Annotated in this window: 12 protein-coding genes and 2 tRNA genes; 6 read left to right on the top strand and 8 right to left on the bottom strand. The window is 35.7% G+C overall.

The window, feature by feature from the left end; genetic code table 11:
* Positions 1–162: 162 nt before the first annotated feature.
* Positions 163–239 (bottom strand) — tRNA-Arg (locus KC460_00795).
* 75 nt (positions 240–314) lie between these two features.
* Positions 315–391: transfer RNA gene (locus KC460_00790), tRNA-Arg, on the bottom strand.
* 133 nt (positions 392–524) lie between these two features.
* Between KC460_00790 and KC460_00785 the strand changes: the two genes are divergently transcribed.
* The gene (locus KC460_00785) at positions 525–1,037 is read left to right on the top strand and encodes a hypothetical protein (protein MCA9769888.1); all 513 of its coding nucleotides are present in this window, start codon (positions 525–527) and stop codon (positions 1,035–1,037) included.
* A gap of 15 nt (positions 1,038–1,052) precedes the next feature.
* Here the strand turns inward: KC460_00785 and KC460_00780 are convergent, their stop codons facing one another.
* The gene (locus tag KC460_00780) at positions 1,053–1,778 is read right to left on the bottom strand and encodes a TlyA family RNA methyltransferase (GenBank protein ID MCA9769887.1); all 726 of its coding nucleotides are present in this window, start codon (positions 1,776–1,778) and stop codon (positions 1,053–1,055) included.
* 11 nt (positions 1,779–1,789) lie between these two features.
* Entirely contained in the window at positions 1,790–3,439 is a 1,650-nt protein-coding gene (locus KC460_00775; GenBank protein ID MCA9769886.1) for a trypsin-like peptidase domain-containing protein, read from the bottom strand.
* 290 nt (positions 3,440–3,729) lie between these two features.
* Here KC460_00775 and KC460_00770 point away from each other — a divergent pair, with 290 nt between their 5' ends.
* The 3 genes from KC460_00770 (at position 3,730) to KC460_00760 (ending at position 6,393) form a co-directional block, all read left to right on the top strand.
* On the top strand, positions 3,730–5,016 hold the full coding sequence (locus tag KC460_00770) for a glycine--tRNA ligase (protein MCA9769885.1): 1,287 nt from the start codon (positions 3,730–3,732) through the stop codon (positions 5,014–5,016).
* Positions 5,017–5,032: 16 nt separating this feature from the next.
* Entirely contained in the window at positions 5,033–5,623 is a 591-nt protein-coding gene (locus KC460_00765; protein MCA9769884.1) for a DedA family protein, read from the top strand.
* Positions 5,624–5,751: 128 nt separating this feature from the next.
* The gene (locus KC460_00760; protein ID MCA9769883.1) at positions 5,752–6,393 is read left to right on the top strand and encodes a TrkA family potassium uptake protein; all 642 of its coding nucleotides are present in this window, start codon (positions 5,752–5,754) and stop codon (positions 6,391–6,393) included.
* 73 nt (positions 6,394–6,466) lie between these two features.
* Here KC460_00760 and rplU read toward each other — a convergent pair whose 3' ends face one another.
* Positions 6,467–6,796 carry a 50S ribosomal protein L21 gene (gene rplU, locus KC460_00755; protein ID MCA9769882.1) on the bottom strand — a complete coding sequence of 110 codons (330 nt, stop codon included), beginning with the start codon at positions 6,794–6,796 and terminating at the stop codon, positions 6,467–6,469.
* Between the two features lie 183 nt (positions 6,797–6,979).
* On the opposite strand from rplU, the gene KC460_00750 reads away from it, so the two are divergent.
* Together KC460_00750 and KC460_00745 are read left to right on the top strand one after the other, a co-directional pair.
* Positions 6,980–7,513, top strand: a complete 534-nt coding sequence (locus KC460_00750) for a hypothetical protein (GenBank protein ID MCA9769881.1) — start codon at positions 6,980–6,982, stop codon at positions 7,511–7,513.
* Positions 7,514–7,532: 19 nt separating this feature from the next.
* Positions 7,533–8,000 (top strand): hypothetical protein, encoded by a 468-nt coding sequence (locus KC460_00745; protein ID MCA9769880.1) that lies wholly within the window; start codon positions 7,533–7,535, stop codon positions 7,998–8,000.
* 40 nt (positions 8,001–8,040) lie between these two features.
* Here the strand turns inward: KC460_00745 and mutS are convergent, their stop codons facing one another.
* The 3 genes from mutS to KC460_00730 form a co-directional block, all read right to left on the bottom strand.
* On the bottom strand, positions 8,041–10,668 hold the full coding sequence (gene mutS, locus KC460_00740) for a DNA mismatch repair protein MutS (protein ID MCA9769879.1): 2,628 nt from the start codon (positions 10,666–10,668) through the stop codon (positions 8,041–8,043).
* A gap of 182 nt (positions 10,669–10,850) precedes the next feature.
* Positions 10,851–11,966 (bottom strand): hypothetical protein, encoded by a 1,116-nt coding sequence (locus KC460_00735; GenBank protein MCA9769878.1) that lies wholly within the window; start codon positions 11,964–11,966, stop codon positions 10,851–10,853.
* 142 nt (positions 11,967–12,108) lie between these two features.
* Positions 12,109–13,701, bottom strand: a complete 1,593-nt coding sequence (locus tag KC460_00730) for a hypothetical protein (protein MCA9769877.1) — start codon at positions 13,699–13,701, stop codon at positions 12,109–12,111.
* Positions 13,702–13,703: the final 2 nt, after the last annotated feature.

The following is a 13,703-nucleotide window of genomic DNA, read 5'->3' as shown; positions in this document are numbered from 1 at the left end:
TTCATATTGTCAAATAAATATTTATATAATAATTAAATAGTTTCATAGGTTGTTTTGTAATCGATCTAGAAGGAACTTTAGACAAAAGCACGATTTTACCCTATACAATAGACTATTCATCGTATAAAGCCCGCTAAGCATATGGATTTGAAGGGTATGTATTGGTGCGCCCGATAGGATTCGAACCTATGGCCTACAGATTAGGAATCTGTCGCTCTATCCTACTGAGCTACGGGCGCCACAAAGTAAAAATTTGAAGTAAGAACGGCATAGTCAATCAAAATGTGGCATTACCAACCACTTTACGCGTAGGCTGGTGCGCCTGGCAGGACTCGAACCTGCAACCTACGGATTCGAAGTCCGGCGCTCTATCCAATTGAGCTACAGGCGCATATACGTAATTTCACCTCCATATATGTACCAAAAAAAACAGTTTTTGGCCAATTTTTTCACCTATCATTGACCAAAAATAACATACTCGCTATTCTGATAAGAATATCAAAAACATTAAATAAGGTTTGATTATGAAGCATAAAACTTTGCTAAAATATGTTTTTTTTATCGCAATTGCATATCTGGGGCTTCATTATGCTGTATTAAACGATAGTCCGTCCACAAATGCATCAGGAGCTTCCAATAGCACTCAAGAAAAATTCACAGTACACGAGTTGGACAAAAAATTTTTAGCCAATATTGAAACACTTAGCGAACAACTACACGTTGCATTAGCAATAGCACATGACTCAGGAGATCCAATACGAATCAAAAAATTTAGTGTACTTGAAAAAGAACTCAAGGACATCGAAAAAAAATACCGAAAAAATTCTCCTGCAACCGCAATATTAGGACCATTTGGCACTGCAGCAATTGTACTAAAAGAGAAAAAGCTCGCCAACCAATTACTAAAACTAACCAACAATGTTGGCACACTTATTCACCATTATGCAATGACAGAAAAGCCAACATTTACTCCAGCAAATTCACTTGAGCTTGCATTGGAGCAAAATCGACATGTACTTGAGGTTTTGATTAGTTAACAATGCAGAGGGTCATCATACTCTTTTAAAATATGCCAAAAATTCTTTGTTACCTGTTGTACCCTCAATTGGTGAATCAATCACGCCCACTAACTCAAACCCATATTCTTTAACCGCATCAGTGACACGTTTGATAACTTCTTTATGAATCTTTGAATCTTTAATAATACCACCACGTCCAACCTGTTCTTTTTTTGCTTCAAATTGAGGTTTAATCAGCGTTACTAATTCACCATCTTCTTTTAATACTGCACACACAGCATGCATTACTTTGATTATTGATATAAAAGAAAGATCAAGTGTTACCAGATCAACTAATTCACCAACCGCCTCCAAGTGACGCAAGTTAGTGCGTTCCATTAATACAATACGATCATCTTTACGAATCTTCTCGCTCACCTGACCATAGCCAACGTCAATACCATATACTTTTTGCGCATCCTTTTGTAATAAGCAGTCAGTAAAACCACCAGTAGAAATACCAGCATCAAGAATAACTAATCCAGCAACATCTATGTTAAAGTACTCAAGTGCTCTTTCTAATTTAAACCCGGCACGGCTAACATATTTTGGTTCATGAAAATCACAAACCAACACCGCATCTGGCACAACCTGTGTACCTGGCTTATCCAAAACTTTACCATCAAGAGTTACTTTTCCTTGCATAATCCAGCTTTGTAATTGCTGGCGGCTATACCTCGGATATCGTTGCTGTAATAGTTGGTCAAGTCTAATCTTCATTTTTTTATAAGCTATACAGTTTTAGTCGATTTTAACAATTGTTTAACTGTATCAGAAAGCGGATAATGATAATCTTTTGCCATTTGCTCTTCTTGAGCAAGAACTTTTTCAAACGGTAATGCAACAAATACATTTTCTGATGAACGCATAATATGATCTGAAGCCTTTATTGTTAAAAATTTATTACCAACACCACTTTTAAATGCACCACGCAAATCTTCAAGTGTACGAACTTTTACCCCATTAACTTCATTGATAGTTGCACCAAGAGATAGCGTACGCGATTTATATAACTCTGATGTACTAAAAATATGCGTTACCACCAATTGCGGTTCTGTTTGATTTTTTATTTCTGCATATTTTGCCAGGCCAGACGCACCTTGTGCCAAAATTTGTATATGATTTATAGTAAGCGGCATAATAACCATACCTGCAACAACTTCATAATCAATATCTTCAAATCCTGGGTATACAGTACGTATAGGGGGTAATTCAGTTTGGCTAAATTTAACGTTCATTGTCTTACGATGTCCATTACGATAAACAACCAAATGAACATCTTGCCCAACAGACAGGCGAGAAACATAGTCAACAATAGATACTTTATCTTCTGACCACGGCACGTTCATCTCGCCATACATGTCCAACTTATGCCCATTAATTGCGTAAATCATATCACCACGTTGCACGCCAGCTTTATACAAAGTACTTCCTTTTACTACCTCGATAACATAGCAGCCGCCTGGTTTTGGGTTTCCCAAAAACTCAGTCAAACTTTCTGTTGCATTATTATAAAGAACACCCAGAAACGGTTTGCGCAATAACGGAATCTCGTATAAATCGGGCAAAATTATTTTTAAATCGTTAATAGGAATAATATACCCAACATTTTGCGCACCAACAACACCAGCGAAGTTTACTCCAATAACATCACCATTAGAATTAAGTAACGGTCCACCAGAGCTTCCCGGATTAATTGCTGCACTCATTTGAATCATATGTTGCTCTCTGCCACTGATCACCCCCGTTGTACTTTTGAGTGATTGTTGGCCAAGTGGATATCCAAGAGCCATAACTTCATCAGACCGTCTAACTAAATCTGAATCACCTAATTCAAGTGCAGGAATTTTTCCAAGCTCTTTTTCAATACGCGATGAACTTTCGTTAGTTAATTGCAAAAGTGCAAGATCGTGGTCGGGGCTTATTCCTTTAATTTCTGCATCCAAAAACTGTTTTCCCATCGATGGTACTTGGAACCATATGGCTTTTGCTTGATTAATAACATGCGCATTGGTGATCAGACAAACATTACCTTCATACCGAATAAAAAAACCACTTCCACGCGATGTCTTCTGTGTCGGCGCCTTATACGGTTCTAACATATTAAATTCAGCCGTTTGAGCAAAAATTTGTACAACTGTATCTTTAACTTTTTTTTGAACAGGCCGCCACACTTGTGATTGTGACACCACTCTTTGTATTATCGGTTGATTCACATCGATACTACTAGCTACCTGTCCACGCTCACCAACAAGACCATTCATCATACTGTAGAGCTCTTGCTGATTATGATACATCTTCCATATAAATCCTATGCCACCAACAACGGTTAGGCATAAAAAACCTAATGCCGCACACAAAATTGATTTAACTTGTTCCACAGAAGTTCTCCTTGGGTTTTTCTATTTGAAACAACATCGACATGCAACTTTCATTTTTTTGTCACATTTCGTCATATTTTGGTTCAGTCTAGCTCAATTTTGATACAAAGACCAGCCGCAGACAAATAGTGCCTTTTGACAATAAAAATCAAAACGGTTCACGCGTACCTGCAACTTGTCTGACATCTCTCAATAGACTGCCACTATATGAATGAGTATAATATATAATTTAAATACGTATTCGTACTTTTTCTAAACCTGCACAGCAGCGGGCCATAAGGAAAACAACAATGTCAGTAACGCTAGAAAAACTCACTGCATTATGTAAGAGAAAAGGGTTTGTTTACCAATCAGCAGAAATATATGGCGGCCTAAACGGTGTATACGATTTTGGCCCTCTGGGAAGCTTGTTAAAAGAAAATATTCGCAATGCATGGAAAAAATCACTTGATAAAACTAATTTTGATATTGTGTATTTAGAGGGTTCTTTACTCGGTGCACCAGCCGTATGGGAAGCATCAGGACACGTTCAGCATTTCCACGACCCAATGGTTGATTGCCTTAACTGCAAACATCGTTACCGGGCAGATGAAATACATTTGGAAAAACCCTGTCCACATTGCGGGCAAAAGAAATGGACTGATACGCGCCAATTTAACATGATGTTCAAAACGCAAGTAGGTGCTGCTGCAGATACAACATCTATTGCATATCTTCGTCCAGAAACTGCACAATCAATTTTTGTAAACTTCAAAAACATTCTTTCAACAACACGAGTAAAAATTCCGTTTGGCATCGCGCAAATTGGTAAAGCTTTTAGAAATGAAATTACACCTAAGCAATTTTTATTCCGTATGCGTGAATTTGAACAAATGGAAATTGAGTGGTTTTGTAAACCAGAACATGCCGGAACCTATTTTGAACAGTGGCAACAAACACGTTTTGATTTTTATAAAACAATTGGTCTCAATGATAAAAAAATTCGTCTGCGTAAACACGAAAAAGACGAGCTTGCCCACTACTCAACACAATGTACTGATATTGAATACGAATTTCCATTTGGTTTTAAAGAACTTGAGGGAATTGCACATCGTGGTAATTTTGACCTAAAGCAACATTCTCAATATTCTGGTAAAGAATTAGGCGTATTTGATGATGCAACCCAGCAAACATATACTCCACACGTTGTTGAGTGCTCTGTTGGCGTTGATCGTTTATTCTTAACAGTGTTATTTGATGCGTATGATGAAGATACTATTGAGGGTGAAACTCGCACAGTACTTCGTTTAGCACCACAGCTAGCACCCATACAAGTAGCATTGTTGCCACTAACCAAAAAACAAAGTATACAAACTGAAGAAATTTTTCACCGCTTGAAGGAAGCTGGATATCGCGTGCAATTTGATGTCTCAGGCTCTATTGGTAAGCGTTATCGCCGACAAGACGAAATTGGTACACCATATTGCCTTACATACGATTTTGACAGCGAGAATGATCGCAAGGTTACAATTCGAGATCGTGATACAACTAAACAAGATCGCATCGCCATTGATCAGATTAAAAATTATTTGAAGTGAAAACAAAAAGGCGGTAATGTTTCAGCGTACGTACACATGGATGTGTTCTAAAGTAAACTCAAAATATGCTTCGCTTGCACTTGGTATACTTTTTTACTTAGAAGCAATTTGCTTCCTGCCAACCGACCCTATGCTTATTTTTTATTGTATAGAAAAAAGAGAGTATTCATTATGGTTTGCTACCATTGCAACAATAGGTTCTGTTTTTGGTGGTATTACTAGTTATATGATTGGTTTTTTCTTGTGGTATCAATTAGGTTACCAAATAATTCATAATTGGCTTGTTAACAAAATGATAAGCGCCGATTCATTTGTTTTTTTGTGTTCACAATATAAAAAATATGAATATTGGGCTATATTAGTTGCTGGCTTTACCCCTATACCCTATAAAGCCGCAACATTAACAGCCGGATTTTGCAAGCTTTCTTTTATTCCCTTTGTGTTGTGCTCAGCCATTGCAAGAGGTACTCGATTCTTTTTAATTGCTATTATAATGAAAAAATGGGGACATCATATGAAAAAAACTATTGATCGATACTTACATTGGGTGGTTATCGCAATTCTTAGCGCTATCATATTATTCCTTATCTGTTGGTTTTATTGGTAATGTTTTCTTATAAAAACCTTTTTTTAGCGCTTTTTTCTTGGTATAGTACTTTCTTATTTAGTATAATAAACATAAAGAATGCACCGTAATGTTAGGGTTAGGTACACTGTAACAGTAGGAATACTTATATGAAGTTTTGTGTCATTGGTCTAGGGCGTTTTGGTTATCAAGTAGCAGCTGGATTGGCAGAAAATGGTATGGAAGTAATGGCCATTGACAGCAATGAAGGCATTGTTGCATCAATTCGCGATAGAGTCACTCAGGCTGTATGCATGCGAGTTACCGATGAAGCATCACTGCGATCAGTAGGTGTGGATGAAATGGACACCGTTATAGTAGCAATGGGAGAAAATTTTGCTCAATCAATTTTGATTACCGCACTTTTGAAAAAAAGACTTAAAACACATACCGTTATCACTCGCGCTATTAACGAAATCCATAAAGAAATTGTACAGTTGGTTGGTGCTGATGAAGTCATTCTTCCAGAAAAAGAAATTGGTATTCGCTTGGCGGATAATTTAAGTACACCGTATACTGAACTAGTACGATTAACAAAGAATTACTCTATCAGTCAGATTACAGCACCCGAATCAATGATAGGTAAAACACTTGAAGAACTTCACTTATATCAAAAATACCAGGTAAAATGTATAGGTGTTCAGGTTGATGAAAATATTGTTTCTACCGATCCGCAATATGTTATTGCTGAAAATGACAAAATTATTGTAGCCGGTGAAAATAAGCACATGGAAAAGATCACTAAGCTATAAATCAAACTATTAGAATAAACAAAAAGAACCTAGTTTTTTATACTGGGTTCTTTTACTTACTAAATCAAAATTTTTATATTGATTCAATTCTAATAACCGTCAACGGCTGTCTGTGCCCTTGTTTGACACGCACTTTTTGACGACGTTTAAAGCGGAACGCAATCTTTTTCTTGTCTTTCATCTGTTTGATAATAGACGCTTTGATCGGTGTTGCGAGATATGGTTGACCGATTTCAAACTGTTCATTGCCAGACTTTTTAAAAAGAACCTCTTTAAACTCTAAAGGGGTACCGGCTTCGCCTTCTATTTTTTCGATAGCAATTGTTTTACCCTCTATGGCTTGATATTGCTTGCCACCAGTTTGAAATATGGCGTATTTATCGAATTTTTCTACATGTTCCATTGTGTCTCATCCTATCGATAAAATGTAGTTCTTAGTTTTTTAGTATAGCAAAAAACAGTATTTAATCTACCCTCATGTTCTAAATAAACACTTCCATTCCTCACCCCTTTGACAAATAATTTCAATCTGCAATAATAATACATATATGGTATATAAATTATGTTAAATAGGTGGTAGATTATTATGTTACGTAAATTAACTGCAGCGTTTCTCATTATATGTTTGTTATTTAGCTTCGCTCATGCTCAAAAAAATAGCTGGAAAAAAAAGATTCAACAACTACAATGGCAACAACAACCAAAAAAACATTTACTTGCTCAGTGGGGATACGACTATCCTCAAATATTTACAATCCCAATGTATGTAGGGTTGGCTCTAACCGGATTTATTGTGCGTAAACGAATTATTCACACATTCAAATGGTGGTCCAAGCACACGCTCGTACAAACACCAGAAAGATTTCTTAATCTATTTAGCAGATCAAAAATAGCAAAATCGAGCATTAACTTTGTATATAAAAACGTTATTGGATTTTTGATTCCTGGAGGCTCACTTATTGCATGTTTAATTGCAACTCATACAGGCATAACAACAGTGGGAAAAAATGCATGTCACGTTGAACTACTTGGTAAAGGTATCCCCCACAACAAATGTACCGTGCGATTTGGACTTACCTATGGTTGTAAAGATCTATGTAATAACTCAGCAGAAAAATAATAAATGGAGATTATATATTATGTTACGTGTATTAACAACAACTTTTTTAAGTATGTTCTTAACATTTAGTTTAATTCAAGCAAATCAAACAGATCAAACCGATGGATATCGAGATAAAAGACCTTTTTATAGCTCTAGCCTTGTTCAAACAGTATACCAACGTCCAGGTATTGTATCTGTACTTGTCCACGGCGGTATTGCATTTCTCTTTCGTAAAAAAATTAGCACTGGTTTACACTATTGGCGTACATTTCATTTTTTAAAACGCGTACCAAAAATGATTATTAATCCATTTATTGCATTTTTATATCCAAAGGTTATGCCATATTGCGTACCAACAATAGCATTATGGATAAGTTATAACTGGGTAAAAAATCTCACTGAAGATCATTGCCATAACGTATTGAGGCAAAATAATTTACCACATAAAAATAAGGGTAAACTATTCAGTAATTGTGGCACTGACTGTATTAACTTTGATAGGTAAATTGTTTACAATATTATTTACACAAGTAAAGAAATAACAGTTAATTTTCTTTCAAACTCCACAATAAATCAAATGCTTTTTTGGGCGAGAGATTCTCATAATCTATTTCGCCCAATTTTTTTAACTGCTCTTTGAGCTTTTTGTTTTCGTCAACACGTTCTTTTTCCATAACTGAAGCTGGCTCATACATACGCTCTGTTTGCATACTTGAACCAGCTACATCGTTTTTTTGATGGTCACAAATACTACTAGCTAGCAAGCCTGATGTATTGTTATGCAGCATAAGTTCTTTCAAAATAGTTTCGGACCGATGTATAACTTCTTGCGGTAAACTGGCTAACTTAGCAACTTCAATTCCGAATGAACCATCAGCAATACCACGTATAATTTTGTATAAAAAAACAATTCCTCGTTCTGTTTTCTTACTTGCTGCATAATAACTAGCAATACCAGAAAATCGCTTTTGTAAGTTGGTTAATTCGTGATAATGAGTAGCAAATAAGCAGCGTGCCTGGATCGTAGAATGAATATACTCCACTACCGCTTGAGCGATAGCTAATCCATCAAACGTGCTGGTGCCACGGCCCACTTCGTCTAGAATAACGAGGCTATTTTTAGTTGCATACAAACAAATTGAAGCTGTTTCTTCCATTTCTACTAAAAAAGTACTTTTACCCTCTGCTACGTTATCGCTTGATCCTATACGGGTAAATATGCGATCTAACAATGCAATATCTGCCCGTTTTGCCGGCACAAATGAACCAATATGTGCCATAATGGTTATATGAGCTACTTGCCGCAGATACGTCGACTTGCCGCCCATATTAGGACCAGTAATAATCCATGTCGATTCCTGATTAGTTAACTGTGTATCATTTGGAATAAAAGCTACTTCTTGTGAACCTTCTACCACTGGATGCCTGCCGTTTTTAATAATAATTTCGCGAGAATCAGAAAACATTGGTTTTGTATACCCATTGTTATATGCAACACAAGCCAAACCTAGCAACGCATCTAAATGAGCAACTGCATGTGCAAGTTTTCTCAATGGAGTAATATAACCAGCAACCTCTTGTTTTATTTTTTCAAAAACTTCCCTTTCCGCTTCCTCAATTTCGTTACGTGCACTAAACAATTCGTGCTGTAATAATTGTAATTCAGGTGTGGTAAAACGAGTACGTCCCACTAACGTTTGTTGTTGTACATACTCTTCTGACACTGCATGTATATTTGATTTAGTTACCTCAATGTAATAGCCATGAACTTTGTTGTATCGAACTTTTAATGACGTAATCCCAGTTTTTTGTTGCTCACGCAGCTCAAGTTCTATAATTTTTTTGTTACCATTTTCGATCAGATCACGCAGTCTATCCAGATTGTGATCAAAACCAGTTTTTATAATCAAAGTGTTACTCGGCTCATCATGTAACGCTGCTACAAGCAGCTGTGTTAACACAGAAAAATCCGCTATATGTATATATACAACATTGATTAATGGAAGCTGTAGAAAATTTTGCAGAAAAATTTTTAAATTTGGTACAATTTCCAACACCCGCCGCAAACACGTATAATCATACACCGTTGCACGGCACAATGCGATGCGCCCAATCACACGTTCAATATCACCGATAGTCACTAAAAAATTTTCTAACTGTTGCACCAGTGATAGTTGCGCAATAAACAATTCTAAAACCTGCTGCCGTTGTTCAATTGCTGTTTTTTTTACTAATGGCCGAAGTAGCCATTTTTTAATCATGCGTGAACCCATGGGTGTTATTGCCCCATCAAGCACTTCAAATAACGTATTTTTCCTGCTACTGTCTTGATTATTTTTAATCAGCTCTAAATTACGCTGCGTAGCACTATCAAGAATTAAAAAATCATCCGCTTGATAGCACTGGATGTTCTTAAACTGAGCAAGCGCTGCTTCTTGATTTTTGCGCAAATAAGCATAAAACGTTTTCAACGCATGTAACAAAGCTCTATGCTGCACAACATATTGCTGAATTTTTACAGAAAATTGCTCCGCTATCCATTCATCCATACCAGATACAGCATCAATATCAACTAATGTAGTAAAATATCCCTGCTTTCTAAAAAATGAATTGAACTGTTTTGCAACATCACCAACGGGCAATAAAATTTCATCTGGAAAAAAACGAATCAACTCTGATTCGAGCATTTTTTCTGCATTAATCGGTATAGTAGTTGCAAATAATTGTGCCGTTAACAACTCGCCAAAAAGTAACCCCCATTGATTGTTTATTGAAAAAAAAGAAAATAAATAGGAGGCAGATTTTGCATCTAATAATTTTTCATCCGTTAATGTTCCTGGCGTTAATACTTGAGTTACCCCTCGCTTAACCACACTACCCGGTTTTGGTGTCTCTAACTGATCACAGATAGCAACCTTAAAGCCACCGCGAACTAACTTGTTCATATAATGATCTTTTGCATGCACCGGTACACCGCATAACGGAATTGGTTCTCCATTTATTTTGCCGCGCTTTGTCAAAGCGATACCCAAATAAACGGCTGCTTTTTGTGCGTCTTCAAAAAAAAGTTCGTAAAAATCACCAACTTGAAAAAGCAACAATGTATCCGAATACTCTTTCTTAATATCATAATATTGTTGCATTAGAGGAGTTAATTTCATTTTTATATTCATATAAATACTTATTACCAATTCTGGTTAAATATGCTTGTAGTATACTTACAAACAAGTAAAAAGATAAGATTTTTAAACAGAACAATATGGTAAATTTTAAAAAAAACAAAAAAGAAAATATCGCTCAATAACGAAGAAAAAAATATTGATAAAAAATATTAAGCTATTTGTTGCACTAGCATTCACCCTTTATTCTCTTTTGTAACAATTATAAACGCAGCTTTATAACGCTCAATAGTATTGATAATTTCTGTTTTCAGTTGTGCTATAGATAGCTCAATTTTTTGCGGAGCATCAGTATCAGTGGAATTTTCTTGCATATGCTTCAATAGTGCTTCTATTTCATGGCAACGATCGTTAACACAACTAAACAAGTAGCACGACATCATACTCAAACCATGAGCAGTTACCACCTCTTTTGGAAGCTGATAGTTACCATACTCCATAAAAGCAATAATATCCTCAAGCTGATCAACCAATCTGTTACATGAGCGTGGCAACATTGCCATATAAAATTCACGTTGATACTCAGAAATATCTCCTGTATGTAATTGTTGAGCTGCATGTTGCAACTCTTGTAATGTCTCTTCAAGCGTCGTTTTTGCTTCGATAAACCATTTTAAGTCGCGATTAGCAAATATTTTTTGTATATAATCATTAGCTCGGCTAATACCAATTAAACCAACTGATGCAACTAAACCATCACGTATTTTTCCGCCAATATATTTTGTCCAATCCAATAGACCAGATGTGGGTGTCAATTTTGATAAACAAACATTTAAAGTTGCTATCTGCACCTTTAACTGAGTAATTTTTTTACTCATTGCAATAGAAATATCTTTTAACTTAAAAAGTACTTGTGTAATTTGTTTATTGTCAAAAACATCTTGCGTGCTTTCTGGTACATATTGCTGAAAAAGCTCTGATAGTTTTTGCGTATCAGTAACATCAATATGTTGAACGCTATAACACCGCCATATAAGATAGGTTATTGCACCTCCAATAGTAGTCACTGTTGCACCGCGCAAACCATATCGCCAACACTTATTTCTAAATAACAGTCTATCGATTTTTTTTCTATTTATATCAATTCGCTCTTGCGTTATGCGCTCAATAGGTACTATTTCACCCAAAATCCCCTCGGCCTTTGGTACAGTATCATCAATATTTTTTTCTACCACAACTGGCTGAGCCGAAACTGTTGATACTACATCACCTACTATTACAGAATCTGATGCAATACCACTAAAAGGTAACAACAAAAAAATTACTAAAGTAAAAATAAAATTTTTATTCATGGCACACATTCTCCATTTATTGTTTTCTAGACTTAGACCCCATTTACTCTTAAATATAGTAAAATATAAAATAAAACTCAAATTTTGAATTCTATTTGAAAATGTTTCGCGAGCCAAAAATTACAATGTGAAACATTGCAGTCTAATTATCTTTGTATGCCACACGACTATCATCTTTTTTCTCCGACGATATACAAACTACCTCTCCATTAACACTATATGAGCCATTATAAGCAGATACAAAAGATTTTAAACGAGTAAGATAATTTGGATTATGACGAGGTTCAAAGTATAATATAAGGGTTACATCAATTGGACTGTTTTTATGTGCTTCAAGACTTTTTTGTATTGCATCAACAATCCATTGTGTTTTATTCTCAAAAACACCGCCGCCCATCATCGTTAAAAGTACTTTTTGACGAGAAGAAGTATCCTTTACTCGTTGACTAGCTGCAGATAACGTATAATGATATGAAGCCATCAAACATCCTTTGGCAAAGGTCTCAAGGTTTTCCTTTTTGTTTATTTTCTTTTCTTCCTCTTCAGCTTTATTTGAATTTACTATATGCCCTATTCTCAAATCGGATAGATTAAGCGCTGAGGTAAGCACAAGTGTTACTTGTTGCCCATGATTATTAGTGATTCTGGCTTCAACATTTGCTGGTCCTCTAGGAGAAATATCTGTTAAAATAGGAGTAACTTCAGTATGCAAACCCACCATAATATTTCGCCACCACTCTCCACCTTTCTCATCATTACTCTGCTTGCTCCAATCACAATTAGCAATGGATGTATAACCGTCGTAAGTTGGCAATCCATAATACATTGGTATCTCTTGTGAATTAATCTTAATATCACTAAGTAAGTTAACTTCATCACAAAAATGATAACGATAAATAGAAGCTGGTAACGTTGCTGTTGCAACCGACTCTCCCTGAACAAACCCTTCAGAACTATTAGTATAATGACTCACACCACGACCCATTCCCTCCAAACAATTGAATCGGGAAGCAACTTGAACAAATGCACCATTATACTCAGATTGTGAAAGTAGCGAAGTTATATTAACAAGATCTTCGTACTTATTACCATCTTCATCCCTTGTTCTTGTAACAATATTAAAAATTAAACCATTTTTGCTATTATTTTCAACATCTTCTTCGGTATCAGAGTCTTCTTCAAAATCAGCATCTTTTTTATTTGTCTCTAATAAATTAAAAACTGCAAAAGTACCATATGGATATGTTGCTTTGCTATAACAAGGAACAAGTATGTTTTGCTCAATAATAGATTCCTTTTTCCAAAACTCCCACCATCGCGACTTTACTCTATTGCTTTTATATTCCCAAACATGTGGTTTAAATGTTTTATTATTCGCATCAATAAACCTTTTCCTATCATCGTCGCTTAGATTAGCAAAATTGCTCTCATTGATACCCATAACTAATTTAAACTGATCTAGATTTTTAGTCTTTTTATCTTTATCATCATACTCTGATCCCCGAAGCTTCTCATACCTCTCATTCTCTCTTATCTGTGCTGCTTTTTTGACTTTTTTTGCATAATAGTTTGCATACCATGTTACTCCTACAATACCAACACTAACAAAAATCGTCTCTCTGGGATATTCTTTTACAAAATCACGTAACTGAGAAAGATACCCAGTATTCGTAGTACACGAAACACAAATAAGACAAAACATCACTAACTTGTTAAAAAAATCTATGGATTGCATAT

It is taken from the genome of Candidatus Dependentiae bacterium (genome assembly GCA_020431705.1).
Lineage (GTDB): Bacteria > Babelota > Babeliae > Babelales > Vermiphilaceae > JAGQHQ01.
Note: the sequence above shows the minus strand (reverse complement) of the source record. Positions and strands in the feature narration are given on the sequence as shown.

Coding starts and splice junctions, on each gene's coding strand:
- KC460_00785 (MCA9769888.1), top strand. CDS start 525: ATGAAGCATAAAACTTTGCTAAAATATGTTTTTTTTATCGCAATTGCA.
- KC460_00780 (MCA9769887.1), bottom strand. CDS start 1,778: ATGAAGATTAGACTTGACCAACTATTACAGCAACGATATCCGAGGTAT.
- KC460_00770 (MCA9769885.1), top strand. CDS start 3,730: ATGTCAGTAACGCTAGAAAAACTCACTGCATTATGTAAGAGAAAAGGG.
- KC460_00765 (MCA9769884.1), top strand. CDS start 5,033: ATGTTTCAGCGTACGTACACATGGATGTGTTCTAAAGTAAACTCAAAA.
- KC460_00760 (MCA9769883.1), top strand. CDS start 5,752: ATGAAGTTTTGTGTCATTGGTCTAGGGCGTTTTGGTTATCAAGTAGCA.
- rplU (MCA9769882.1), bottom strand. CDS start 6,796: ATGGAACATGTAGAAAAATTCGATAAATACGCCATATTTCAAACTGGT.
- KC460_00750 (MCA9769881.1), top strand. CDS start 6,980: ATGTTACGTAAATTAACTGCAGCGTTTCTCATTATATGTTTGTTATTT.
- KC460_00745 (MCA9769880.1), top strand. CDS start 7,533: ATGTTACGTGTATTAACAACAACTTTTTTAAGTATGTTCTTAACATTT.
- mutS (MCA9769879.1), bottom strand. CDS start 10,668: ATGAATATAAAAATGAAATTAACTCCTCTAATGCAACAATATTATGAT.
- KC460_00735 (MCA9769878.1), bottom strand. CDS start 11,966: ATGAATAAAAATTTTATTTTTACTTTAGTAATTTTTTTGTTGTTACCT.
- KC460_00730 (MCA9769877.1), bottom strand. CDS start 13,701: ATGCAATCCATAGATTTTTTTAACAAGTTAGTGATGTTTTGTCTTATT.